This is a genomic window from Thiomicrorhabdus immobilis (assembly GCF_021654855.1).
Lineage (GTDB): Bacteria > Pseudomonadota > Gammaproteobacteria > Thiomicrospirales > Thiomicrospiraceae > Thiomicrorhabdus > Thiomicrorhabdus immobilis.
In genome coordinates this window covers 490,433-515,914 of record NZ_AP024202.1, presented here as the reverse complement: position 1 = coordinate 515,914, position 25,482 = coordinate 490,433, and the positions used below count along the sequence as shown (strand labels likewise).

Below are 25,482 nucleotides of genomic sequence, written 5' to 3'. Positions count from 1 at the left end.
TTGGCATTCAGCAATGTAAGCGATACCACCAAATTAACCCAATACTGAGAAAGCCCCGTGAAAGATTCCATTCGCTCAAAACTAGAACTTTTAGTTGAACGCTTAGATGAAGTAAATGCCTTGATCTCTGATCCGGAAGTCATCAACGATCAGAAGAAATTCACTTCTTTAACTAAAGAGTATGCGCAAATCACTCCTGTGGTTGAAACCTTCAATGCGTTTTTAGGTGCTGAAGCCGACATTGCCGAAGCCAAAGAGATGATGCAGTCTGGCGACCCTGACCTAAAAGAGATGGCACAAGAAGAGTTGCCTGAACTTGAAGCAAAAATCAAATCCTATGAAACCGATTTGCAGACCATGATGCTGCCTAAAGACCCTCGTGACGACTCGAATACCTTCTTGGAAATTCGTGCCGGAACCGGTGGTGATGAAGCCGCGATATTTGCCGGTGACCTGTTTAAGATGTACAGCCGTTTTGCTGAGAAAATGAAGTGGCAAGTGGAAGTCATCAACACCAATGAAGGTGAACACGGTGGTTATAAAGAAATCATTGCCCGTATTATCGGTGACGGCACCTATTCAAAACTGAAATTTGAATCCGGCGCACACCGTGTACAGCGTGTACCTGCTACAGAAACACAGGGGCGCGTTCATACCTCTGCGGCGACCGTTGTCATCATGGCCGAAGCGCCCGATGTTGAGCAAATCGAGCTGAACCCAGCCGACTTAAAAGTCGATACTTTCCGCGCTTCGGGTGCGGGTGGTCAGCACGTCAACAAAACCGATTCGGCGATTCGTATCACCCACATTCCAACCGGAACCATCGTGGAATGCCAGGATGAACGCTCTCAACACAAAAACCGTGCCCGAGCCATGTCATTATTGGCGGCACGTATCATGGATGCTCGCCAACAAAAGCATGACGCCGAGATTGCTCAAGAACGTAAAAGCTTGGTGGGTACGGGAGACCGTTCCGACCGCATCCGCACCTATAATTATCCGCAAGGCCGTGTTACCGATCACCGTATCAACTTAACCCTGTATAAATTGGATGAGGTCATGAACGGTGGTTTGGATCAAATTGTCGGCCCACTGATTCAAGAGCATCAAGCGGAACAGCTAGCGAACTTAAGTAGCGAAAATTAACAATCAATAACGGATGTAGTAGCCTGGTCACCAGCGCAGAATAACATCGAACAACCTGTATTGAGCAAGCGGTCAAATTTATGGCAAGTATTCAAGCAACCTTACAAGCATCACAAGAACAGCTGATACAAGCAGGCCTGGTGGATTCGCCAAAAATTGATGCCGAGCTGCTTTTATGCCACACCCTTGATGTCAACCGCAGCTATCTTTTCACCTGGCCGGAGAAAGAACTAACCGCTGAGCAAACCCATGCCTTTCAAAACGATTTACAATTGCGTCTTGCCGGACATCCTATCGCGCATATTATCGGGCAGCGTGAGTTTTGGGGACTCAACCTTAGAGTCAGTAATAATACGTTAATCCCCCGTCCGGATACCGAAACCTTAATCGAAGCCGTATTAAACCTTGATGGCATCAAAAACAAACAGGCCGAATGTACGATTCTTGATTTGGGGACCGGTAGCGGCGCAATCGCCCTAGCGTTAAAATCTGAGCTTCCACACTGCGACATCACCGCAATCGACCAAAGCCAGGCCGCACTGGAGATTGCTCGGGAAAACGCCATATCAAACCAACTTGACGTTCAATTCATGCAAAGCGACTGGTTTTCGGCCATCGGTCAAAAACAATACCACTGCATTGTCTCCAACCCGCCCTATATAGAAGAAGATGACCCTCACTTGAATCAAGGGGATGTGCGCTTTGAGCCTTTGAGTGCATTAACTTCAGGTGAAGATGGCTTGGACGATATTCGTTTGATTATCAACCAGGCCTGGTCACATTTAGTTTCCCAGGGTTGGCTTGTGATTGAACATGGTTATAATCAAGCGGAAAGCATTGCCGAACTTTTCAAAGAAACAGGCTTTCAGAACCGCACTCTTTGCAAAGATTTAGGTGGGAATCCTAGGGTCAGCCTCGGACAAAAACCTTAGTTGAATAAAACGATTCCGGCAATTTCTCGTTAAAAATACACAATCGAAGATACCCAAATGACTACAGATAACATCGCAAGCAAAACCGAATTAAATGACGCTGAACTGTCACGCTACAGTCGCCAAATCCTGATGCCTGAAATCGACTATGAAGGACAACTCAAACTTGCTCAATCCCATGCGATTATCTTTGGCTTGGGAGGATTAGGCTCTCCGGCTTCACTTTATCTTGCCGCAGCAGGGGTTGGAAAACTGACTTTGGTTGACTTTGATGAAGTCGACGACTCCAACCTGCAGCGCCAAATCGTCCATAGGGAAAACAATATCGGCCAAGCCAAAGTCGAGTCAGCCAAACAGAACCTGACCGCGCTTAACCACCACATTGAAATTCAAACCATTGCCAACAAGTTAGATGAAGCGGAAGTGGCTGAACTGGTTAAAAGCGCCGATGTGGTTTTAGACTGTACCGATAACTTCGCTTCACGTTTCGCCCTTAACCGCACCTGCTTTCAAGCCAAAGTCCCGCTGGTTTCTGGAGCGGCCATTCGCTGGGAAGGACAACTTTCAACCTACGACTTTCGAGACTTAAACAGCCCATGTTACCAATGTTTATACCCTGAAGATTCTGGACAGGAACTCACCTGCAGCCAAAATGGCGTGCTTTCGCCAGTAGTGGGCATGGTAGGTTCAATGCAGGCCATCGAGGCGGTTAAAGCCCTGCTTAAGTTACCGACCTTAACCGGAAAGCTGATGATTATCGATGCTTACACGATGATGATTAGAACATTGAATTTGAAAAAAGACAGCAACTGCAATCACTGCAGCCAACAATAACAAGAATGGATAGGACAAGACACAAAAACTCTTAACAAGCTGGCGATAAAATCACAAAAACGTTTTGAATTAATTCAATTCAATGGCTGACTCAGGACGTTTATCAACCAAAATAATGACTCGACGATTCAGTGAACGACCATACGCCGTGGCGTTGGATGCCACCTCTTCATTGTCGCCTTTACCTTCAATCGTCAAGACTTTTTTATTCATCCCCATATCGATAAAAACCCGGGCGACCATCGCGGCACGAGCCGCCGACAATTCCCAGTTCGAAGGGAACTGAAAATTATTGATGGGTACACTATCGGTATAACCGGTCACGGTAATCGGTTGCTGTCGGCCTTTCAAGGTCTCACCTAAAATCTCCAGATTTTCTCGAGTCTTATCGCTGATGGTGGCACGCCCACTTTCAAAGAAACTATCTGAACGCAGGGTAATCTTGGTAAACTCTGGGGTCTCTTCAATTTTAATGTCTTTAGGGTCGACCTCTTTCATCGCTTCCTCGATTTCAGCCTGGGAAGCTGGTGGTTTCAAATCCAATTGAATGAGTTCAGTCTGTGGAGGTAGTAGTTTTTCATCCTGAATTTCAGCACCGATAGGAGGTTCACCGACAATACTGTTAATGAACGCTTGCCTTTCAACAGGGTCGACAACAGAGATGAGCCACATCACCAAAAAAAAGACCATTAAAACCGTCATTAAATCGGCTAAAGCGATTTTCCAAGAACCGCCGTGGGCACCCCCTTCATCATGTCCTCGTCTGCGTGACATTATTGAATACCCTGATAATCGTTAACACAGCACATAAGCCAATTCCCTTGCTTACTCAGCTTCACGTGGAACTTCAAATTCTGGAGGAACACGCTGTCGACCGATCTCTACAGCCAAATTAGGCGACACGCCATTGGAATATGCCTCTAAAAACGAAGCTGTCATCTCAAGCAATGACTTATCTTGGCGAATCATCACTTCAACCGCATGCACAAAAGGCGCTAAAACGCCGAAAGCGAAAAACACACCGGTCAGAGTACCAACCAAGGCGGCACCGATTGCCGTACCGATTTTGGCAACATCCATATCGCCACCAAGTAGTTCCATAGTTAGAATCACCCCTAAAACAGCGGCTACGATACCAAAACCAGGCAACCAATCGGCAACCTTACCCACCGATTTAGGCACTTCACTCATTGAGTCGAAAATATCGTAAATCTGGTTTTCCAAATGATGTGCAAAACTTTGACTCTGAGGCGGGTTGAGCAATAGATAACTGAAATTATCGACAATAAATTTCTTTAAATCTTTATGTTTTAAAACACTAGAGTAGTGCTGGAATATCGGACTGTTTTCCGCGTTGATAATGTGCTTTTCCAAAGCCAAAACCCCTGAAGAACGCGACAATCTGGCCAACTCTTCCAGCAAACCTAACGTTTCCGCATACAGTTTTTTGGACACCCTATCACCCGTAAAGTACCGCCCCAAAAACCCCATAGTCCTTTTCCAGACATAAACCGGGGTGGAGGCTAAAAACGTACCTAACGCGATTCCTAAAATCACCACTAATTCAGACGGATGCCATAAAGAAACTAAATTGCCGCCCATAAGCAAAAAGCCTCCGAAGAAGCTTAACGATATAACAAGAATAGCAAACGGTTTTGCAAACATATATTTCACTTATCACTGGGGTTAAAAACAGACTAAACACTGGCAATCTGCATTATAAACAATTGATAAACCATCATTTTTTTGTAAACCTAGCTATTAAATATAAATCATAATCTTATGAAATTTGATAACTGACGGTTTTATGACAGATTTTAACTTAGAGACACTTAAGCAACACCTATACCAAAATAGATGTTGCCAATGTATTTTGACAACCCGAGCAATTAGTCCGCAATGGATATTTGTGTGGTTTGTTTTAAGGTTCTTGGCAGAACAATGCCTTTTTTGGCGCGGCTGGAAAAGGCTTCTTCAATGGCGGTAGGACCAAAAACCTTTTCATATTTGCCCGCTTGAACCGCCACTTTTTGTCCTGGCGTAAAGGCAAAAACGGCTTGCACGGTTTCACCTTTTGGCAATTGGATAAGTTTATTCCCTTTACCTTTGGCAAGTTCTGGTAGTTCTTCAGCCTTGAACACCAACATACGTGGTTCACTGGTCACCACCATAACCCACTGCTCGGCCTCGACATAAACCGGCGTCAACACAGAACTTCCGGCAGGCAGAGAAATAGAGGTTTTTCCCGCCTTGTTTTTTGAATAAAGGTTTTCCAACTGGGTAATAAACCCATAACCGGCACTTGAAGCTAGAATAATCTTATCATTCGGCTGCCCCATTAACACCTGAGTGAACGCACTGCCCATTGGCGGACTCAAACGCCCGGTTAAGGGCTCACCATGCGAACGTGCGGATGGCAGACTATGGGCGGGCAAGGCATAAGCACGTCCTGTCGAATCTAAAAACACGGTCATCTGTCGGCTTTGACCGGATGCTTGGGAACAGAAAGCATCACCCGACTTATAACCCAAGGCTTTACCATCGACATCATGCCCTTTTGCGGCACGCACCCAACCGTTTTCAGATAAGACAACGGTGACCGCTTCTGATGGCAACAAGTCTTGTTCACTCATCGCTTGCGCGGAACGCCCTTCAATCAATGGAGATTTACGCTCATCACCATACATTTCAGCATCTTGCAGAAGCTCTTTTTTTACCAAGGTTTTCAAACGTGCCTCACTACCAAGCAACTTTTCCAGTTTTTGACGTTCAGCTTCCAATTCGGCCTGTTCCGTACGAATCTTCATCTCTTCAAGACGCGCCAAGTGTCTCAACTTAAGTTCTAAGACCGCTTCGGCTTGAATATCCGTCAATCCAAAACGCTCCATTAAGGCTGGTTTCGGCTTATCCTCTTCACGGATGATGGCGATGACTTCATCGATATTCAGGAAGGCGATCAGCATCCCGTCCAAAATATGCAGACGCGCCAAAACCTTGTCCAAACGATACTGCAAGCGGCGGCGAACCGTTTCCACTCGATAAACCAGCCATTCAGCCAGCATGACCTTGAGGTTTTTAACTTGAGGACGGCCATTCAAACCAATGACATTGAAGTTAGCACGATAACTTTTTTCTAAATCAGTGGTAGCGAACAGATGCAACATCGCGGTTTCGACATCAACACGTTTAGAACGCAGTTCAATCACAAAACGCACCGGATTTTGATGATCGGATTCATCACGTAAATCCACTACCATCGGTAGTTTTTTTGCTCGCATTTGTGAAGCGATCTGCTCCATCAACTTGGCACCAGACACTTGATAAGGCAGCGCATCGATCACCACATTTACACCATCTTCAACACGGTAACTGGCACGTTGTCGAATCGATCCGCGTCCGGTTTCATAGAGTTTCAACAACTCTGCCTTGGGGGTAATCACTTGGGCGGAATTTGGGTAATCGGGTGCGGGAATAATCTCGACCAACTCAGCAATCGTGAGATTAGGGTTACTCAGCAAAGCAATACACCCATCGACCACTTCACGTAAATTATGCGGCGGAATATCGGTCGCCATCCCTACGGCAATCCCCGAAGTCCCGTTCAACAACACATGCGGCACACGAGCAGGCAAAACCAATGGTTCATCTAAAGAGCCATCAAAGTTCGGTGTCCAATCAACCGTTCCTTGCCCGACTTCTTCCAACAGAAGCTGGCTAAATTTGGAGAGTTTAGCCTCGGTGTAACGCATGGCGGCAAACGATTTAGGATCATCCATAGACCCCCAGTTGCCCTGACCATCGACCAATGGATAACGAAACGAGAAATCTTGCGCCATCAGCACCATCGCTTCATAACATGCGCTGTCGCCATGTGGATGGAATTTACCTAATACATCCCCCACAGTACGTGCCGACTTTTTATATTTTGCAGTGGCCTTTAAACCCAATTCTGACATGGCATAAATAATACGGCGTTGAACCGGTTTGAGGCCGTCACCAATATGCGGAAGAGCTCTGTCCAAAATAACGTACATGGCATAATCCAGGTATGCCTTTTCAGTAAATTCAGCAACGCTTTTTTGCTCTATCCCTTCATAGTTCATGGTCTGCTGGGTCACTCATCCTCTCCTGACTTTGACTTTTTGACTGACATAAACACAACAACTTCCGTCCAAAAATTGCTCTGTCGTTTACTTGAAATTTATAATCTTAGTGATTCTACTTTATTTGTCTGCATCCGATGAAGAATCCGTCATTTTTCCGACCGCACAAGACACAAAAGATTTCGCTTTGGCACCCACGGCTTTCAAGCCCTCCACACTGCCAACTTCAGGATAGCCCATGGAAGCCAGTTGCTGCTTTACCGCTGACAGCACTTGTTCGCTATTTTCTTGACTGACTTGTTGATCATCTATCTCAAAACTCACCAGGCCTGCTTCAATATCCACATCAACCGCCTGAACCGCTTCAATTGCAGTTAACTTCTGTTTAATGCTATTTGCACAACCGCCACATTTAATATTCTCTACCGCTATAGAAATTGCCATAAGACTCACCTTTTATATTTAAAGAAAGCGATTAGGAATGCTGACTCAGCACGACCAATTAGAATGACTTAACAACTTAAACTATCACTAATTTACCATAAGTTTTAGTATGTCGTAATCCGTGATAATGGCAAGCACTCAAGCCGGCAATAAAATCGTTTGGCAATGACCAGGCCTGGTGACTTTAAAAAGAACCCGAAAATAACCTAGCAATTTAATCGGTTATTTCATTCTTTTAAGACTATCTAGTGATAAAATCCTAACCATCGTTTTACTCTATGAAAATACATCCAAAACATGCCCAACTCAAACAAAACCCTATTTCAGCAGAACTACAAAAAACTTCCCGATAGTTTTTATAGTCGAATCAGACCTGAGGCGATGCAGCAAGCCAATTTACTGCACTTCAACCAAAATTTATGCAATGAGTTAGGCATTAAACTCTCAGAAAAACAGCTATTTGAAATGACCTCTGGCCAAACTTTTCCTAATGAATTCGAGCCTTTGGCGCAAAAATATACCGGACATCAATTTGGTTATTACAACCCCGACCTTGGTGATGGACGTGGCGTATTACTAGGGCAAATCAAAGATAAAGACAACCAATACTGGGATTTACACCTTAAAGGCTGCGGCAGAACACCTTACTCTCGACGAGGTGATGGGCGTGCGGTACTTCGCTCCGCAATCAGGGAATATTTAATAGGTGAAGCACTCGATGCGCTTGGCATTCCGACCACTCGCTGTTTAAGTATTTGCGGTAGTCCAGAAAGTGTTCAGAGGGAGCAATCTGAACCAAGGGCCACTTATATTCGCATCGCAAAAACGCATATCCGTTTTGGGCATTTCGAATGGCTAGCCCAACAAGGCGATATTGAACAACAAAAACAACTCGCTGAGTATGTCATTGAAACGGTCTACCCTGAACTAAGTTGTATTAAAGATGAAAAACAGCGTTATGCCACACTCTTGAAAACCATCATGCAAAACACCGCAAGCATGATTGCCGGTTGGCAAAGTGTGGGCTTCTGTCACGGGGTGATGAACACCGATAACATGTCGGTAGCAGGTGAAACGTTCGATTTTGGCCCTTATGCCTTTTTGGATGATTGCAAAATCCACTATATTTGCAATCACTCCGACACTGAAGGTCGCTATGCATACAGCCAACAACCCAATATCGGCCTATGGAACTGCCAAGTACTCGGACAAGCTTTTATCAACCTAGTTTCAAGTGCAGATATCGAACATGCGATCGACCACTATATTGAAACATTCAACCAGGAATATCTTCTTAAGATGGGGCGCAAATTCGGACTGGTCGACCCGGTTGAAGAAGACAAACATTTCATTGCTGACACACTGATTTTAATGGACGAATCTCAGCTCGACTTTCACTATTTCTTTACGCTACTGACCCACTTCGATACAGAACAACACCATCTGTTCACCGACTACCTTTTGGACTCAAAAGCATGGCAAAACTGGCAAAAGCGCTATCGTGAACGCATATCTGAACAATCTAAAACACAGCGCCAACAGTGTTTAAAAGAAAACGTGCCGCTTTTGACCTTACGCAACTATATCGCTCAAGAGGTTATCGAATCCACCACCCAGGGCAATGTAAAACCATTGGAAAACTGGATGCAATGGCTTAGGCAGCCCTATAATCCAGCTGAGGTTTTTCTTGAGCAAAGCCATCGTCACTATTTGCAACCCCCGCACAAGCATAATAAAGGGCTTGCCTTAAGCTGCTCCTCGTAAACACCACCGTAACCTCTTTTAAAATCAACCATAAAGTAAACTAAAAGATGGCGTTGCACGGAGCGCCCCCTCTCAATAACCTGGCAACTCTCATCCTGAAGGCCATCTCGCTTCCTGTAATGATGGCCGACATCCCCTGTTATGGGTTAAGAATTATCCACCCGCCCTGTTAATCATAATCTTTATTGATTAATATTCATGTAGTTAAGTCGATACCGCATACTGACAATTGAAGAATTTTCAAACTTTCACAAACGTTTTGATGCATAATCCACCAATAAAGACATTGAACAATCTCACTTGACTGGTTTCCAAGACAATGAAAAGCCCTATCTACAAAACAGATCGCAAGGCCTTACTGATCGGTAAAAACGCATCGGCAGAAGCCACATTGGTAGACTTGTCTTTATTCGAAGCGGGGGTCATCACTCCCCGTGGGGCTAAAGAGGGTACCGAGCTCAAGTTAGAGTTTGAAATTCCCGCATTAGGCGAGTTCACCACCTTATCGATTAACACCTCAGTTACTCACCGGCATAACACCGAAGATAAAATCTACCTAAAGCTAGAATTTGCATCACTCAGTCATTTTGAACAAGAAGCCTTGGAAGATTTTTTCGCCTATAAAAAACGCTTAATCGATATGGGAAAACGCCATCATAGCGATTAGTTTCTCAATACTAACTTGATTAAACCTTATAAACTTCTTCTATTTAGATATCATTTTATTTGAATATCCTTTTTTTAAAATCAATAACATACTGAGATTAAGGGGTTTATTTTTATTCAAATGATATTGAACCCTACTTGATAAAAACACTACATTAGATTTAGCCAAACTTGTTGCGAAACAAGGACGGAAAGCCATGGATCTTAACAACCTTAAGACCGCCAGGTTGCTTAAAAATACAACACCACCGCCCCCTGGCATAGAACAGGCTTCCTAAAATAGAATCAGAATAGATAAAAAACAACCAAATCCAATAAAGGTAAACGTAGCATGCGAGACAATGGACTTGTTACCCAAAAAGAATTCAATCTACCTAAAGATACTACGATTGTTTCAAGGACCGACTTGCGCGGCAATATCATATCCGCGAATGAAGCCTTTATTGAAGCAAGTGGTTTTTCCTGGAGTGAACTGGTCGGTCAACCTCACAATATCTTGCGCCATCCTGATGTTCCCGCTGCTGTATTTGAGGATTTTTGGTCAACCTTAAAAGAAGGTAAACCCTGGTCGCAAACCGTAAAAAACCGTAGAAAAAACGGCGACCACTATTGGGTAATTGCAAATGCGACGCCAATATTTGAACATGGCGAAATGACTGGTTATATGTCGGTAAGAACTCCGGCAACCAGAGAACAGATTTCCGCCGCTGAAAATGCCTACCGACTGATCGCTAAAGGCAAAATAGCCCTTCGCAACGGTAATGTTAAAAACCTGACCGAAACTTTCAACCCTCTTTTGCAACTCAATCAATCTGCGATTGCCTTTATATTATCCACACTTCTACTCGTATCGATTTTTACCACCCTACTGTTCCCTGAAATTGAAAGCGTCATTCCCACAGTCGTATTTGAAGTTATTGATATCGCGCTGGTCTTTCTAATTGTCTTGAGCAGCTGGCTAAATGGTAAACGCCTCAATCTGTTGTCTGAAAAAATCACGGCTATTTCCGAGGGGAACTTTCACGGAGAAATCGACTCAAGGGGCAACAGCCTGGTATCCAAGACTTTCGGTCGTTTGAAGTCGATGCAAATCAAGCTCGGTGCGGACTTGGATGATGTTAAGGCGGCGTTAGCGAACTCCATGCGTGTTGAAAGCGCACTTAAAGCCGCATCGTCCAATATCATGGTTATCGACCGATTCCGTAGCATTATATTTATGAATGATTCCGTTATTCAGATGCTTAAAAGTGTTGAGAATGAAATCAAAAAAGACCTTCCTAACTTTGATAGTGACAAATTGATACGTCAAAGCATTGATGTATTTCACCAACACCCGGAACACCAGGCTTCCCTACTAGACAACCTAAAAGAAAGTTATCAATCGAGAATCCATGTGGGAAACGCCATCATTGATTTAATTGTTGATCCGATTTTTGATGAAAACAATAATCGTATTGGGACAGTAGCCGAATGGAAAAATATGACCGATCAATTGGCTATCGAAGAGAACATTGAAAGCATTATTGCCGATGCCGCTAAAGGCATCCTATCACGTCGTATAGATGAGACGAAACTGCATGGATTTGAATTACAGATTTCACAATCCATCAACCTACTGTTGGAAAACTTTTCTCAAATCACAGAAAATCTGAATGTCATTTTATCCAACATGGCGACAGGAGACCTGACCCATCGTTTATCAGGTGAATATCAAGCGGAACTATTAGAAATGCAGACCGCCACAAACGATGCTATAAAAAGTTTCAGTCACACCTTAAGCCGAGTAAATACCGGTGCACAAGAAATTGGCGGTATGGCGAGAGAAGTCGCGGTAGCCAGTGAGGATTTATCTCAAAGAACCCAGGAGCAAGCCGCCTCGCTTGAAGAAACGGCGGCAAGCATGGAAGAGCTGACCGCAACACTTAAAAATTCAACCGATAACTCGATTCAGGCGAATAAACTTGCCCATGAAACAGTTACACAAGCCAGTAGCGGTATTGATGTAATGAACAAAACCCTTGAAGCGATGGCAGGCATTACTGAACTGAGTAAAAAAATTGGTGAAATCACTTCGGTGATTGATAGCATTGCCTTCCAAACCAATCTATTAGCACTTAATGCCGCCGTTGAAGCGGCAAGAGCAGGCGAACATGGTCGCGGCTTTGCCGTGGTTGCTGGAGAAGTCCGAAACCTTGCCAGTAAATCGGCCGAAGCCGCTAAAGACATCTCAACCCTTATTGGCTCAGCGATACAACAAATTACCACGGGTACTAGCTTAGTTGAAGAGACCAACAGCGTATTTGAAAAAATGGTTCACAGCATTCAAGAAGTCGAAGACCTTGTCTCTCAAGTGTATACAACAACCAATGAACAATCCCAAGGCATTCAACAAGTCAACCTTGCCATAGGACAACTCGATGAAGTCACTCAGCAAAACGCCGCACTTGTAGAGGAACTTTCAGCCACCGCAGGGAATATGAGTGAAGAGTCCACCAAACAAGCGGAGTTTATCAGCCACTTCAAATTTGACAACCAAAGCAACGGCGTCACTATTGCTTCAGCTGACATCAAACCAGAGCAGAACAAACCACAAATAGCTCACTCAGCATCCCCAGCCCCATCGAAGAGTGAACAAACGAGACACAAACCTCAAGCAACGGCTCCTACAATAAATTCTGAACCCGCTAAAAACAGTAATGAAGATGAATGGAGTGAGTTTTAATACCAACAAACCAGGCCTGGTGAATGAGCTCATTCACCAATTTGGTTTTCTAACAACAAATCTGTTTTGACGTTATATGGTTATTTTAAAAACATACGGATTGATGGGGCTTTAGCAACTCTTTCAAGCCGTGCAAAGAAAAATTGAGACTCTTTGGCTCTAAGCTTCTATGCCTTAATTGAATGGTTAATTCTTGACCTTGTTGTAAACGATTAAGTAAATCTTTATATTGCTGCTGCAGATTTTGTAACGAAGTTCCCCTCTCAGCCACTAACTCAAGGCGTATTTTATTGGATAACTCTTCAGAAGTATCAATCACCTTAACAACCCCATTCATCACCCCTTCTTGCTCAACGCCGTCTACAAACAGCTTTACCGACAGTAATTTAGTCGTTTCACTCATGATTTCATCATCGAATAAAATCACCTGAATGAGCGGCATCGGTGACTGCATTGAACAGCTAATGCCAAAAAACTCACGTGTCTGCTCAGCCTTGGTAAACAGTTCCAAGGCATCAACCGAATCCTGAACATCCTTATACAAACTCAAATGATAGTCTTGATTCACTTGAGTTTCCGCTGAACTCACCAGGCCTGGTGACAAAACCAAAACACTAAAAACAACGCCATAAAACAACTTGAACGGGCTTGAAAACAACGGATAAGACGACTGATACATGAGAGTTCCCTAAAAACAAAAAGCCCTAAATTCTAGAAACTTAGGGCTTTAAAATAAAATTTTGTAACGTTATTGTAGATTAAAACGCACAATAGATAGCTGACAAAACCATGAAGGCGTTATCAATATGACAAATATCAAACCTCGGCTAGGTCGCCTTTATCTTCCAACCAAACCTTACGGTCACTGGCGCGCTTTTTAGCCAATAACTTATCCATAACCTCATTCACATCTTCCGTGCCGTGCAGCTGTAATTGCACCAATCGACGGGTTTCTGGCAGCATGGTGGTTTCTCTTAACTGTGAAGGATTCATTTCCCCCAATCCTTTGAATCGGGTGACCGACACTTTACCGGTCATTTTCTCTGCTTGGATGCGGTCTAAAATACCTTGTCGCTCGGGTTCGTCCAAAGCATAAAACACCTGCTTGCCCACATCCACACGATATAAAGGCGGCATCGCCACATAGATATGCCCCTCTTCTACCAACTTAGAAAAGTGACGCACAAATAGCGCACAAATCAGCGTGGCGATATGCAGACCATCGGAGTCGGCATCGGCCAAAATGCAGATTTTACCGTAACGTAAGCCACTTAAATCTTCCGAACCTGGATCAACCCCGATGGCGACACTGATATCGTGAATCTCTTGCGAAGCCAATACCTGGCCGGACTCGACTTCCCAGGTATTTAAAATCTTACCGCGTAACGGCATAATCGCTTGGAAGTTTTTATCTCGCGCTTGTTTGGCAGAACCACCCGCAGAGTCACCCTCAACCAAAAACAGTTCGGTACGGGTTAAATCGTTTTCGGTACAATCGGCTAATTTACCTGGTAATGCCGGGCCCGAGGTGATTTTTTTACGGGTGACTTTTTTGGCTTTTTTACTGCGGTTTGAGGCATTGTTAATCACCATCTCGGCAATTTTTTCAGCCACTTCGGTATGTTGGTTCAACCACAGACTCAAGGCATCTTTGACCACTCCGGAGATAAACGGCACACACTCTCTCGAGGACAGGCGCTCTTTGGTTTGCCCGGCAAACTGCGGCTCTCTGATTTTAGCGGAAAGAACAAATGCCACATTGAGCCAAGCGTCTTCCGGTGTGATTTTCACACCGCGTGGGATCAGATTGCGGAACTCGCAAAACTCTCGAATCGCATCAGTCGCCCCGGCACGTAAACCATTTACATGGGTACCACCTTGCGGCGTGGGAATCAGGTTGACATAACTTTCCATCAAACTTTCGTTCGGCTCAACCAACCAGGTAATCGCCCACTCCACCCCTTCATTTTCAGATAGGCTACTGCCGATAAAACCTTCTATCGGCACTCTGTCTTGACCATCTAACGCATCATTTAAATAGTCTTTTAAACCATTTTCATAAAACCACTCTTGGGTTTCTCCAGTGACTTCATCGGTAAAGCTGATCTTTAAGCCAGGACTTAACACCGCTTTGGCGCGTAATAGATGGGTTAAACGTCCTAAGGCGTATTTGGGGGAATCAAAAAACGACGCATCCGGCCAAAAGCGTACATAGGTTCCGGTATTTTTCTTGCCGACCTTGCCGATAACACTTAAGGGTTCAAGCAAGTCGCCATTGGCAAAACTGATGGCATGTAATTTAGAATCGCGCTTGATTTGAATTTCCACTTTCTTGGATAAGGCATTCACCACAGAGATACCCACACCATGCAAACCACCCGAAAACTGATACGCCTTGTTGGAGAATTTCCCCCCGGCATGTAATCGTGTCATGATGACCTCGACACCAGGCACTCCCTCTTCAGGGTGAATATCCACAGGCATACCTCGGCCGTTATCTTGAATACTCATGGAACCATCTTTGTAATGGATAACGCTAATCTCCGTTGCAAAACCTGCAATCGCTTCATCCACACTATTGTCGATTACCTCTTGCGCTAAGTGGTTGGGACGAGTCGTATCGGTATACATTCCAGGACGTTTGCGGACAGGATCTAGTCCGGTTAAGACTTCGATTTCGGATGCGTTATAGTTTTCGCTCACAGAAAAATTCCTAGTGATAAAATGGGCTGAAAGATAATTCAATTCAAAATGATATCACATTATTATGCCAAATCGAGACTACCATCAAGAACGTCGTGAATACGACTATACTGAACTCTCTAGAGATGAACTTTCTAGCGATCCTTTCAAGCAATTCACTCACTGGATGGATCAAGCGTTGGCCAATCAAATCCTTGACCCTACTGCCATGTCGGTGTCTACCGTTGATAACGCCGGGCAACCCCATAGTCGTGTAGTTCTACTCAAAGAAAGCGATGATACCGGCTTGGTATTCTATACCCATTACGACAGTGATAAAGGCCAGCAAATTGCTCAAAACGCCAAAGCGGCGTTGCTGTTTTTTTGGCCACAGATGGATCGCCAAATACGCATAGAAGGGACGCTTGAAAAAGTCTCCGTTGAACAATCCGAACGTTATTTTCATTCTCGCCCTCGTGATAGTCAATTAGCCGCGGCCAGTTCTCAGCAAAGCGCTGTTGTCCCTGGACGCAAAACCCTAGAGCAAAACTATGCCATTCAAGAACAGCTTTACGAACTTGTGGAGGTCAAGCGCCCCGAACTTTGGGGAGGGTATCGCCTTATCCCGAATCGTTTTGAATTTTGGCAAGGTCGCCCTAACCGTTTACATGACCGTTTTGTCTTTGAAAAACAACCGGCAGAAAGTCACCAGGCCTGGTCAATAGACAGGCTTGCGCCTTAAATTTTCCGTATACAAACATAGTCAATGTAACTCGAAATATATGATTCAAGATAATTCACAGATAAAACTGGACAGTAGCTGGCTACCTTATCTAGAGGCCGAGTTTTCCAAACCCTATATGCAACAGCTAAAGGCTTTTTTACTTGCTGAAAAACAACAGGGAAAACAGATTTTACCTAAAGGCAATGAATGGTTTAACGCCCTCAATAGCACGCCGCTTGATCAAGTTAAGGTGGTTATTTTGGGACAAGACCCCTATCCAACACCTGGGCATGCCCATGGATTGTGTTTTTCTGTGCAAAAACACGTTAAGCCGTTACCTAAATCATTGCTGAATATCAATAAAGAACTACAAGATGACTTAGGCATTAATAATGACCATACGGGTTATTTGCAGCCCTGGGCAGAACAAGGTGTTTTGTTACTCAACGCGGTATTAACGGTCGAAGCAGGCAAGGCCAACGCCCATCAAAACAAAGGATGGGAGCAATTCACCGATGCCATTATCGCCACAGTCAATCAAAAGACCGAACATACGGTATTTATTTTGTGGGGAGCCTATGCTCAGAAAAAAGGCAAGATGATTGATCGACAAAAACACTTGGTGATTGAAAGCCCGCACCCTTCTCCGCTGTCAGCCTATCGTGGTTTTTTTGGCAGCAAACCCTTTTCTAAGGTGAACCACTATCTAAAACAGCATCAAAAACAAGGTATCGACTGGCAACTGTAGGCACAATTTTCGCTTGGTTTTCAATTAAAATACATAATTGAAATACGGCTTTCAAAGTCACAACTTTGTTATTGATAAAGTTCAATCACCATCATATAAAAGCGTTAAGACGTTGTTCAGGGAAGGTTTATATAAAAAAGGTTTATATAAAAATGATGAAAAAAACCGATGACGCATAGACCATTATTCTTTGGACTGCTGACTCTTACTCTTCTTGTCATGATTATCATGCCTATGGCATTTTACTTGATTACAACCGGAGAGTATTATGGACGAAAAGTGGATGAAACCGCGCCCGACTTTACTTTAAGGGATACCCAAAACCAGCCGCATAGTTTGGCTGAACATAAGGGGAAATTCACTTTCTTGTATTTCGGTTATCTGAACTGCAACGAGGTTTGTCATAATCAAGTTGGGGTGATGTTTAACATCAATCATCAAACGGATAATAGCGACTTAGATTTTATCTTTGTCACCATGGACCCTAAACGCGATTCAAACAGCATGCTGAATGACTACTTCAACCAGTTTGGACAAAATTTTTATGCCTTAACCGCTGAGTCAATGGCCCAAATCCAAAAAGTAGCCAGCTTATATAAAGCCTACTTTTTTGCGGATGGCGGTACCAATCTCGGTAAGGATTATGAGATATCCCACCCCGGTAATATTTTTTTGATTGACCCGAATGGTCAAATCCGTTTGGTTTACCAAAACACCTATTTACGTTATGACAAAGTGATTGAAGACTTAAATAAACTAAGAAGCAAATCACTGAAAAATGACACTGAAAAACCTCAAAGCCACTCAAAGGAGAGTTTATGAGTACCGCCAAAGACCCTGTGCTACTTTCAGCAGATAAAAAAATGTTGCTGATATTACTGGCTCATATCCCATTTGTCGCATTATTAGCGCCATTGGGTTATGACACCTTCAGTTTTGCCATTCCTATGACCGCGGTGATTGCCACTTTAATCTTACTAAGTTTTTTCACCTTAAAAGGGACGCGAGGTTTTGGTATTTTAAGTGGTGTGTTTCTTATGCTCTATTCCGCCACTCTCATTCAAACCGAGATGGGGCGCATCGAAATGCACTTTCACATCTTTGTCGCATTGGCTTTCCTACTACTTTATAAAGACTGGCTGGTGGTGGTTGTAGCGGCGGCAGTGGGTGCCGTTCACCACCTATTGGTGACTTATTTACAACTCAATCAAGTTGAAATAGCCGGCATGCCCATTATGTTATTCAACTATGACTGCAGTTGGGGCATCACCTTTCTCCATGCGTTGTTTGTGGTGATTGAATCAGCCGTATTGATTTACTACTCGGTTATTATGAAACGTGAAGCGGATGTTTCTAACAGTGTGATGCAGACCATCAATCAAGTCTCTAAAGACTCCGACTTTTCTGCCCGCATTACAGAAAATGAATCCCACCCTTCAGTGGTTGCCACCAACACACTGTTAAGCTCAATTCAGGCCGCCTTCTCACAAATCAACAATGTCATGAGTGCGATTGCTGCAGGACAATTCGATCAACGCATCAAACAAGAGTTCGCTGGTGACATCAATACACTCAAAACAGCCGTGAACCATAGTGCAGAAAGTGTTACCCATACCATGAACAGCTTAGAAGAGATCATGGATGGTTTAAACCAAGGTAATTTCTCTGTGCGGATGAATCCAAAGGTACAAGGCCAACTTAAAGTCAAAGTGGACCATGCAATGGAGCAAACCGAAGCGCTTATCTCACGTTTAATCAGCGTAATGGAAGGCTTATCCAATGGGGACTTTAGCCAGCGCATCCAGATAGAGGCTCAAGGCCAGCTTGGATTGCTTAAAGATGATGTGAATAAAGCATTAGACGATGTTCAACACGCCTTTACTGAAATAAACCAAGCATCCGAACGCTTGAGGGTCGGGCGTTTGAACCAGATGATTGAAGGCGAATACAAAGGTGAACTGGATACCATCAAACAAGGTATGAATTCGGCTTTCCAGAGTTTGAACATCCTGATAAACAATGTCACTCATATGAATGGCAAATTAGAACAAGCTTCGCAAAGCATTTCTAAAGACAGTGTCTCTTTATCGAATAGTCTATCTAGCCAGGCTTCGCAACTTCAGCATACTGCCGATACCATGGAACGCATAACCCATGAAGTAAAACAATCGGCAGATAGCGCCATTGAGGCGAATAAACTCTCCGACAGAGCGCGCCAACAAGCACAAGATGGCGTCTCGGTCATGAATAGTACGATAGATTCCATGCGTAGCATTCAAAACTCAAGCCAGAAAATTGCTGAGATTGTAAGCTTGATTGATAGCATTGCTTTCCAAACCAACTTATTGGCGTTAAACGCAGCGGTTGAAGCCGCTCGAGCGGGTGAACAAGGTAGAGGTTTTGCCGTGGTGGCGGGTGAAGTTCGCACCCTTGCCCAAAAATCAGCAGATGCCGCTAAAGAGATTAGAGGCCTGATAGATAATACAGTGAATGCGATTGAGTCAGGAACCCAGCTGGTTGAAAAATCGGGCGATGCTTTAGGTGAAATCAATACTGGTATTAACAGTGTAAGTGAGCTGATTTCAGAAATGGCCTCAATGAGTTTGGAACAAGCGAACAGTATTGCAAACCTGAATCAGCAAATTTCAGAAATGGATAAAACCACACAACACAATGTTCACGTCGCCAACCAAGCTTTGGGTTCCGCCAATACCGTGGTGCAAGAAGTTGAGTCTTTATCGGACAGCGTGCGCCAATTTGAAACGACGGCAACGGTTCCAAAGTTGCGCTAAGCTTACCCGTTATCGATTTTCTTATTGATTGATGGCAGTTACCAAAACACGTCAATTCCAAAATGGGGATAATTTCGCAATGAAATTATTCCCTCATTCATCCATGCAATCATCAATGTAACCAACAACAGTCCATCTCTTGACTGAAGCCTTACAAGGCTATTGCACCCCCTTCCATAAATTACTACCAAGCGTTTAGCCATTACCGACCTGATTACAACCATCAAATATAAAAGCCATTCACTCAAAATCAGTACGGCTTATAACAACTTATAAATGGTGCTTATCGACCTATGTAAACTTTTATCTCGAACTGGCTGCTTAACCTACGTATTATCCCTCCATGATTATAATAATTTGATTATATGTTAATTAATACAAACCATCTTTGTTGGAATAGGGATAAAACGGAATGAAGGCATTAAAATCTATTTGGGGTCGGACTAAAATCGTTACACTCAGTCGAACATTGTTAATCATGATGGCAGGGGCAGGGGTATTTTTCACCACCGCATTCTTGATGATTAAAAGCAATACGGAATCCATTTTAGAAAAATGGATTCAACTCGAAGCAAATCCCGAACTTCTAAGTAGCGACCATGCCATGCCCGTTCAATATGAACAACTCATTGTCAGCACGGTTTCCATGATCGACTGGTTCATTATTGCTGTCTTGATTGCCGTAGCGATGTTTACCTTACTCATGTACTTCACCCTAATCGGTAAAATTGCACGCCCTTTAGAAAAGATGCGCCAAGGAATCGAATCCATTACCGAAAGCAACGACTTCTCAACCGAATTACCGATTAAAAATTGTGATGAAGTGGGTCAAGTACTAACCAGTTTTAATCATCTAACCGCAAATTTAAAACAAACCTTCAACGAAACCAATAACACTTTGGAACGAGTGGCAAATGGTGATTTCCATCAACGTGTTGACTTGGATGTCGGTGGTGATTTGGAGCTCTTTAAGAACAATGTCAATGCCTCAATTGACAGTGTTGCCGCAACCATGGACTCTCTTGAAACCATCATGGATGGTATCAGCCACGGTGACTTCAGTGTACGCATGAGTGATGCCATACAAGGTGAACTCAAGTTAAAAGTAGACCATGCGATGCAATCGATGGATAACATCATTGAAGACATCAACATGGTTATGGGAAATGTGACACACTGTCGTTTTGAACAACGAGTTTCCGCCAAAGCCGATGGGCGATTGGACGAATTAAAACGCTATATCAACGAAGCGATGTCAGGCTTGGAGTCGGGCTTAGGCGCAATCAACACGGCAATAGAAGAGCTCTCCAACAAGGATTTAACTCATGTTATCGAAGGGGATTTTCAAGGTGAGATGCAGACGCTTAAACATCGTTTAAACAACACCTCGGCACAATTGAACGGAACCATTTTAGCGGTTTCAAATGGTGCTGCGGACCTTAACAAAGAAGTCGCCGAAATAGCCGAAGGTAACCGAGCTTTGGCTGAACGCACCCAAAACCAGGCTACATCGATTGACCAAACCGCCAGCGCGATGGAGGAGATGACCGCAACCATCCAAGAGACCGCTCAAAACGCCAGTGATGCGAATGAGAAAACCATTGAAACCCAGAAAATGGCTCAACAAGGTTCAAAAGTGATGGAACAAACCGTTAGCTCCATGCAAGCTATCCAGGAAGAGAGTTTGAAAATCAGCGACATTATCAGCCTGATTGATACGATTGCCTTCCAAACAAACCTGCTGGCCTTAAATGCGGCCGTAGAAGCCGCTCGAGCGGGTGAACAAGGCCGAGGGTTTGCCGTAGTGGCAACCGAGGTGAGAAACCTTGCACAAAAATCGGCGGACTCCGCTAAACAGATTGGCGAATTAATCACTCAAGTGGTGGAAAAGGTCAACTTAGGTGCCGAGCAGATCAATGAAACCAATATCGTATTTAATCAAATCCACAACGGCATCTGTACGATTGATGAATTGGTGACAAGCATCTCCCACAGCGCACAAGAGCAATCCGCCGGAATGTTACAGATGAACCAGGCTATTTCCGCTTTAGATAGCGGGATTCGTGAAAATGCGCTGTTGGTTGAAGCCACTAAAGAAAAATCGGATTCACTGGTTTCTCTTTCTCACAACCTACAAACAGAAGTGGATTCGTTCTCAATCAACAAACAATTGGTCGTTGCAAATTAAGAAACTTAATACAACTTCAACCGATTTAAACATTACGGCCACTTAATTTATTTTTTGAAAACTGGCGCTGATCAACACCTCAACTCGACGGTTTTGGCGCTTGCCGTCATCGGTGCCATTATCAGCAATCGTCTGCCACTCTCCGTAACCAGAAACTGAGAATAATTGAGCAGGCAATTCACTTGCCCTATAAAGGGTTTGCATGACCGATTCCGCTCGCAAGGTACTCAAGAAATAGTTGTTACGCAACCTTGATAAAGGGTTGATTGGGTCATTATCGGTATGCCCTTCCACTCTTATCTCGGAATACCATTGCATGCCATCTTCCTTGGCACGCCCAATCACTTGTCGATTGTCTTCCGATTGTAAGATATTCAATAAAGGCGTTTTCTTAAGCACTTTACCTAAGGTCTCCAACTCCTGACTGAGTTGCTCTGTTGGCCTGAAAGAACCGCTTTCAAAAGCATTATCACTTTGTATACTCAACAAAACCCCACGCGCGGTTCTATTAACCTTTATCACTTGTAGATTTTGCTGTTTGATTTCATCGGCCAAGACTTGATAACTTTCCGTGACCTGGTCATCGACCCATCTTTGAACCTTGCTGATTTCGCCTTTATTCAACGCGATAGCCATAATAAAGAAGGTAATCAACAAGGTGATGACATCACCAAACGCCAACAACCAAGCTGATTTTGCCCTTTCCATCACCACGTTCATCGTGGTCGCTCAAGTTCATTTTCTACCGCCACAGCAGCAGGGTTATCAATAAGTTGCGGAATAAGGTAAATCTCAATTCTGCGGTTTTCCGGTTCTTGTGCATTAGAAGTTAAAGGGTGGAAGCTACCATAGCCAGAAATCGCAAAATGGTCTCTTGCTAGCCCGGTATGGATACGCATCCACTCCATCATCGCATAGGCTCGGAACGTACTGAGTTCAACATTGTTTTTGAAACGTGCCGATGCCGCCATTGGTTGGGAATCGGTATGCCCTTCTATACGAATCATGAATTTGACTTTTGTGCCCGGGGTTTCAATTCCACGAATCAGCTTGGCATTACGGTTTCTAAATTCATCCACGTTCAACCGCTGCAGTAGCTCTGCAACACTCTGTAAGTATGGCAGATAACGTGGATTGATTTGCGCACGGGCTGATGCAAATAAACTCGAATTCGAAACTAAATCCGCTGGCAAGGTTAAACGCACCCCCTTGGTCAGGGTGTTTTCAACCTGCAACCAGGGAATGGCTTGTTGATTTCTTTGGTAGAGTACATCTCGATAAAGCTGGTTCACCAACTTCTGGTAATTGCGTTTGGGTGTTGAACCCTCTAGCTCCACCAAGCTAATGATCAAGATAAAAAAGGCTAATAAAGAGGTAAATAGGGCGATATAGGTCAACAACCACAGACGGTTACGCTTGATGGATTTTACCTCGCTGGATTCGTTGTCAATATCTGAACTGACCAGGCCTGGTAACTTGTTTTGTTTGTTTTTGAGAACATGGGAAAGTAGCAGCAAAGACATCAATAACGCCCTACCTTAAGGATTCTAGCTTTTGTTTAGTTTTTTCATTCACATAAGCCAATAGTTGCTCTTTCACCAATAAGGTCGCATCGGATTTTTTTAACGCGATGACCCCTTGAATAATCATCTCGTTACGCAACACCTCGGCATCGGTCAACACCTTAAGTTTGCCTGCAATCGGTAAAAACACCAGATTGGAAAACAACACTCCATAAAAAGTCGTGACTAACGCCAACCCCATACCACTCAGCAGACCACCCAACATATCCTGGCCATTCGCCCCACCATACGGTGAACCGGTATCAGTGACCTGAGTTGTCATCATGATAATCAACCCCATGACGGTTCCCATCATGCCGAATGCGGGTGCATAGGAGGCCATATTGCCAAATACTTCCTGGCAAGACAGGTGGCGTAAACGGATATTGAACAGGCGGTTTTCCAAACTTTGGCGTAGTGTGTCCGAATTTTGATATACCAACATTTCGGTCAGAGCAAATTTTAGATAACGGTCCTCAATGGAATCTATCTCGTTTTCAACACCCAATAGGCCTTTTTGCTTGGAAATATGACTCAGGCGCACCATCTCTTCGATAATGTCTTTGTAACCTGCGGGTTCGGAAGTGAGGACCTTAGCAAATCCCTTGAAAACACAAGCGACCTGACTAAGCGGATAGTTGATGAGAATAGCTGCAAATGTGCCACCCAAAACCAAAGCCAAACCCTGCCAATTAAGAAAAGCATAGATGAACTGGCCTTGTTGGTAATCGATCATGCTCAATACTAAAATAATTGAGCCAATCAAAATTCCTAATAATGTGGCAAATTTACTCATTTATTCCGGTTGGGCAGTCTCCTCTTTTGCAACCGAACTTGTCGTGGTCACTAAGTGTTGACTTAACCAATTCTCTATCTGTTGGTTTACTTCAGCGGCGGACATCTCCGCCACATCCAAAGGCGCACTGATAAACACATCAATTGTGCCTGGTTTTTTGATGAAACTGTTTTTAGGCCAATAACTGCCGGCATTATGTGCCACTAGATACACTGGGGCTTTCGCTTTGGTGGCTAACATTGCCCCACCAATATTTATTTTGCCGAGTTCACCAGCCGGCATCCGGGTGCCTTCTGGAAAAACCACGACCCAGTCGCCTTGCTGCAAACGTGCCGAACCCTCTTTGACCAATTGGTTCAAAGCCTTTCTACCTGCACCACGATCAATCGCAATCGGGTTAAGCAGCGCCATTCCCCAGCCGAAAAATGGAATTTTCAGCAACTCTCTTTTAAGCACATACGCTTGCCTTGGGAAAATTGCCTGAAAGGCTAATGTCTCCCAGGCCGACTCATGTCTAGCAAGGATTAAGCCAGCCTCTTTAGGATTGATATTCTCTGCACCATGTACACGATATTTAACACCGCATGTCCAACGAACCCACACTAAACAAAACTTAGCCCAATAGTGCATGAATTGATAACGTGCCTTGAAGGAGAACGGGCGAGTCAACTGGCCAACTAACGAAAATAAGACCAATGTGGTAACTTGCCCTAAAGCAAATAGAACAGAACGAACAAACCAAATCGCTTTCATGCTAATAACGCCTCCACAACTGCGTATAAATCTTCATAAACCGGTATATTTTGTAAACGCTGGTCGCCACTTGCCAAAGTGCGCTCCCCTTTACCGGTTTTCACCAAATAGGGTTGCATCGACTTTGCCAACGCCACTTCAATATCTGCCAAAGTATCGCCCACCATTGGTGCATTAATCAAGCTACAATCAAAACGTTGTTCAATGGCTTGCAACATTCCGGTTCCAGGTTTTCTTGAAGGAGAGTTATCCTCAGATAAATAAGGAGAATAACTGATCCAGTCAAGCTGCATCCCCCCCAACAATCCAACAAACTTCTGATGCATCTGACTTAAAGTTTGGCGTGAATAATAACCTCGTTTGATGCCCGATTGATTGGTCGCCACAGCCACGATCCAACCGGCTTTCTTCAAACGTTTTATCGCTTCAATACTGCCTTCCACGGGTAGCCATTCATCAGGCGATTTGATAAACGCGTCCGAATCATGGTTAATCACCCCATCACGATCCAACACAATAATTTTTTGAGCCATGCTTGTGTCCAAAGAAACTTATCCAAAAAACAAAATCCCGCCGAAGCGGGAATTTTTTTACCTTTAAACTCTTCTCTACCGACCAATCAAAAC

The 25,482-nt window shown here is 44.0% G+C and carries 22 protein-coding genes and 1 riboswitch; of the genes, 11 read left to right on the top strand and 11 right to left on the bottom strand.

Annotated features, from left to right (window positions below):
• Positions 1–57 precede the first annotated feature (57 nt).
• The 3 genes from prfA to L6421_RS02210 all read left to right on the top strand — a co-directional run bounded on the left by prfA (position 58) and on the right by L6421_RS02210 (position 2,912).
• The gene (gene prfA / locus L6421_RS02220; protein ID WP_237262654.1) at positions 58–1,146 is read left to right on the top strand and encodes a peptide chain release factor 1; all 1,089 of its coding nucleotides are present in this window, start codon (positions 58–60) and stop codon (positions 1,144–1,146) included.
• An 80-nt stretch (positions 1,147–1,226) separates the two neighbouring features.
• Positions 1,227–2,078 carry a peptide chain release factor N(5)-glutamine methyltransferase gene (gene prmC / locus L6421_RS02215; protein WP_237262638.1) on the top strand — a complete coding sequence of 284 codons (852 nt, stop codon included), beginning with the start codon at positions 1,227–1,229 and terminating at the stop codon, positions 2,076–2,078.
• Between the two features lie 57 nt (positions 2,079–2,135).
• Positions 2,136–2,912 carry a HesA/MoeB/ThiF family protein gene (locus tag L6421_RS02210; protein WP_237262626.1) on the top strand — a complete coding sequence of 259 codons (777 nt, stop codon included), beginning with the start codon at positions 2,136–2,138 and terminating at the stop codon, positions 2,910–2,912.
• Positions 2,913–2,981: 69 nt separating this feature from the next.
• Here the strand turns inward: L6421_RS02210 and L6421_RS02205 are convergent, their stop codons facing one another.
• The 4 genes from L6421_RS02205 to L6421_RS02190 form a co-directional block, all read right to left on the bottom strand.
• Positions 2,982–3,686: an OmpA/MotB family protein gene (locus L6421_RS02205; protein ID WP_237262617.1), complete on the bottom strand. Its 705-nt coding sequence runs from the start codon at positions 3,684–3,686 to the stop codon at positions 2,982–2,984.
• A gap of 51 nt (positions 3,687–3,737) precedes the next feature.
• Positions 3,738–4,577: a motility-associated protein gene (locus tag L6421_RS02200; RefSeq protein ID WP_255695492.1), complete on the bottom strand. Its 840-nt coding sequence runs from the start codon at positions 4,575–4,577 to the stop codon at positions 3,738–3,740.
• A 224-nt stretch (positions 4,578–4,801) separates the two neighbouring features.
• Positions 4,802–7,030 carry a DNA topoisomerase IV subunit A gene (gene parC, locus L6421_RS02195; protein WP_237262596.1) on the bottom strand — a complete coding sequence of 743 codons (2,229 nt, stop codon included), beginning with the start codon at positions 7,028–7,030 and terminating at the stop codon, positions 4,802–4,804.
• Positions 7,031–7,135: 105 nt separating this feature from the next.
• Positions 7,136–7,459: a heavy-metal-associated domain-containing protein gene (locus L6421_RS02190; protein WP_237262585.1), complete on the bottom strand. Its 324-nt coding sequence runs from the start codon at positions 7,457–7,459 to the stop codon at positions 7,136–7,138.
• A 297-nt stretch (positions 7,460–7,756) separates the two neighbouring features.
• On the opposite strand from L6421_RS02190, the gene L6421_RS02185 reads away from it, so the two are divergent.
• From L6421_RS02185 to L6421_RS02175, 3 genes are all read left to right on the top strand, one after another.
• Entirely contained in the window at positions 7,757–9,223 is a 1,467-nt protein-coding gene (locus L6421_RS02185; protein WP_237262575.1) for a protein adenylyltransferase SelO, read from the top strand.
• 319 nt (positions 9,224–9,542) lie between these two features.
• The gene (locus tag L6421_RS02180; protein WP_237262564.1) at positions 9,543–9,890 is read left to right on the top strand and encodes a hypothetical protein; all 348 of its coding nucleotides are present in this window, start codon (positions 9,543–9,545) and stop codon (positions 9,888–9,890) included.
• A gap of 153 nt (positions 9,891–10,043) precedes the next feature.
• A riboswitch (cyclic di-GMP riboswitch) is annotated at positions 10,044–10,124 on the top strand.
• A 96-nt stretch (positions 10,125–10,220) separates the two neighbouring features.
• Positions 10,221–12,611, top strand: a complete 2,391-nt coding sequence (locus L6421_RS02175; RefSeq protein WP_237262562.1) for a methyl-accepting chemotaxis protein — start codon at positions 10,221–10,223, stop codon at positions 12,609–12,611.
• An 85-nt stretch (positions 12,612–12,696) separates the two neighbouring features.
• On the opposite strand, the gene L6421_RS02170 is transcribed toward L6421_RS02175, so the two are convergent.
• Positions 12,697–13,290, bottom strand: coding sequence for a hypothetical protein (locus tag L6421_RS02170; protein ID WP_237262550.1), 594 nt, complete (start codon positions 13,288–13,290; stop codon positions 12,697–12,699).
• A 137-nt stretch (positions 13,291–13,427) separates the two neighbouring features.
• Positions 13,428–15,314, bottom strand: coding sequence for a DNA topoisomerase IV subunit B (gene parE, locus L6421_RS02165; RefSeq protein ID WP_237262549.1), 1,887 nt, complete (start codon positions 15,312–15,314; stop codon positions 13,428–13,430).
• 64 nt (positions 15,315–15,378) lie between these two features.
• Between parE and pdxH the strand changes: the two genes are divergently transcribed.
• The 5 genes from pdxH to L6421_RS02140 all read left to right on the top strand — a co-directional run bounded on the left by pdxH (position 15,379) and on the right by L6421_RS02140 (position 21,745).
• The gene (gene pdxH / locus L6421_RS02160) at positions 15,379–16,035 is read left to right on the top strand and encodes a pyridoxamine 5'-phosphate oxidase (protein WP_237262517.1); all 657 of its coding nucleotides are present in this window, start codon (positions 15,379–15,381) and stop codon (positions 16,033–16,035) included.
• A 40-nt stretch (positions 16,036–16,075) separates the two neighbouring features.
• A complete protein-coding gene (gene ung, locus L6421_RS02155) occupies positions 16,076–16,765 on the top strand; it encodes a uracil-DNA glycosylase (RefSeq protein ID WP_237262507.1) in 690 nt (229 codons plus the stop codon).
• Between the two features lie 168 nt (positions 16,766–16,933).
• Positions 16,934–17,587: an SCO family protein gene (locus tag L6421_RS02150; RefSeq protein ID WP_237262490.1), complete on the top strand. Its 654-nt coding sequence runs from the start codon at positions 16,934–16,936 to the stop codon at positions 17,585–17,587.
• Positions 17,584–19,557, top strand: coding sequence for a methyl-accepting chemotaxis protein (locus tag L6421_RS02145; protein ID WP_237262480.1), 1,974 nt, complete (start codon positions 17,584–17,586; stop codon positions 19,555–19,557). The genes L6421_RS02150 and L6421_RS02145 overlap by 4 nt, the downstream gene beginning before the upstream one ends.
• Before the next feature lie 412 nt (positions 19,558–19,969).
• On the top strand, positions 19,970–21,745 hold the full coding sequence (locus L6421_RS02140; protein ID WP_237262470.1) for a methyl-accepting chemotaxis protein: 1,776 nt from the start codon (positions 19,970–19,972) through the stop codon (positions 21,743–21,745).
• Positions 21,746–21,787: 42 nt separating this feature from the next.
• On the opposite strand, the gene L6421_RS02135 is transcribed toward L6421_RS02140, so the two are convergent.
• The 5 genes from L6421_RS02135 to gmhB are packed head-to-tail and all read right to left on the bottom strand — an operon-like array spanning position 21,788 to position 25,389.
• Positions 21,788–22,465, bottom strand: coding sequence for an OmpA/MotB family protein (locus tag L6421_RS02135; protein WP_237262467.1), 678 nt, complete (start codon positions 22,463–22,465; stop codon positions 21,788–21,790).
• On the bottom strand, positions 22,462–23,268 hold the full coding sequence (locus L6421_RS02130; RefSeq protein WP_237262459.1) for an OmpA/MotB family protein: 807 nt from the start codon (positions 23,266–23,268) through the stop codon (positions 22,462–22,464). Before L6421_RS02130 ends, L6421_RS02135 begins: the two co-directional genes overlap by 4 nt.
• A gap of 10 nt (positions 23,269–23,278) precedes the next feature.
• The gene (locus L6421_RS02125) at positions 23,279–24,103 is read right to left on the bottom strand and encodes a motility protein A (RefSeq protein WP_237262458.1); all 825 of its coding nucleotides are present in this window, start codon (positions 24,101–24,103) and stop codon (positions 23,279–23,281) included.
• Positions 24,104–24,856, bottom strand: coding sequence for a lysophospholipid acyltransferase family protein (locus L6421_RS02120; protein ID WP_237262457.1), 753 nt, complete (start codon positions 24,854–24,856; stop codon positions 24,104–24,106).
• Entirely contained in the window at positions 24,853–25,389 is a 537-nt protein-coding gene (gene gmhB / locus L6421_RS02115; RefSeq protein WP_237262456.1) for a D-glycero-beta-D-manno-heptose 1,7-bisphosphate 7-phosphatase, read from the bottom strand. Before gmhB ends, L6421_RS02120 begins: the two co-directional genes overlap by 4 nt.
• Between the last annotated feature and the right edge of the window lie 93 nt (positions 25,390–25,482).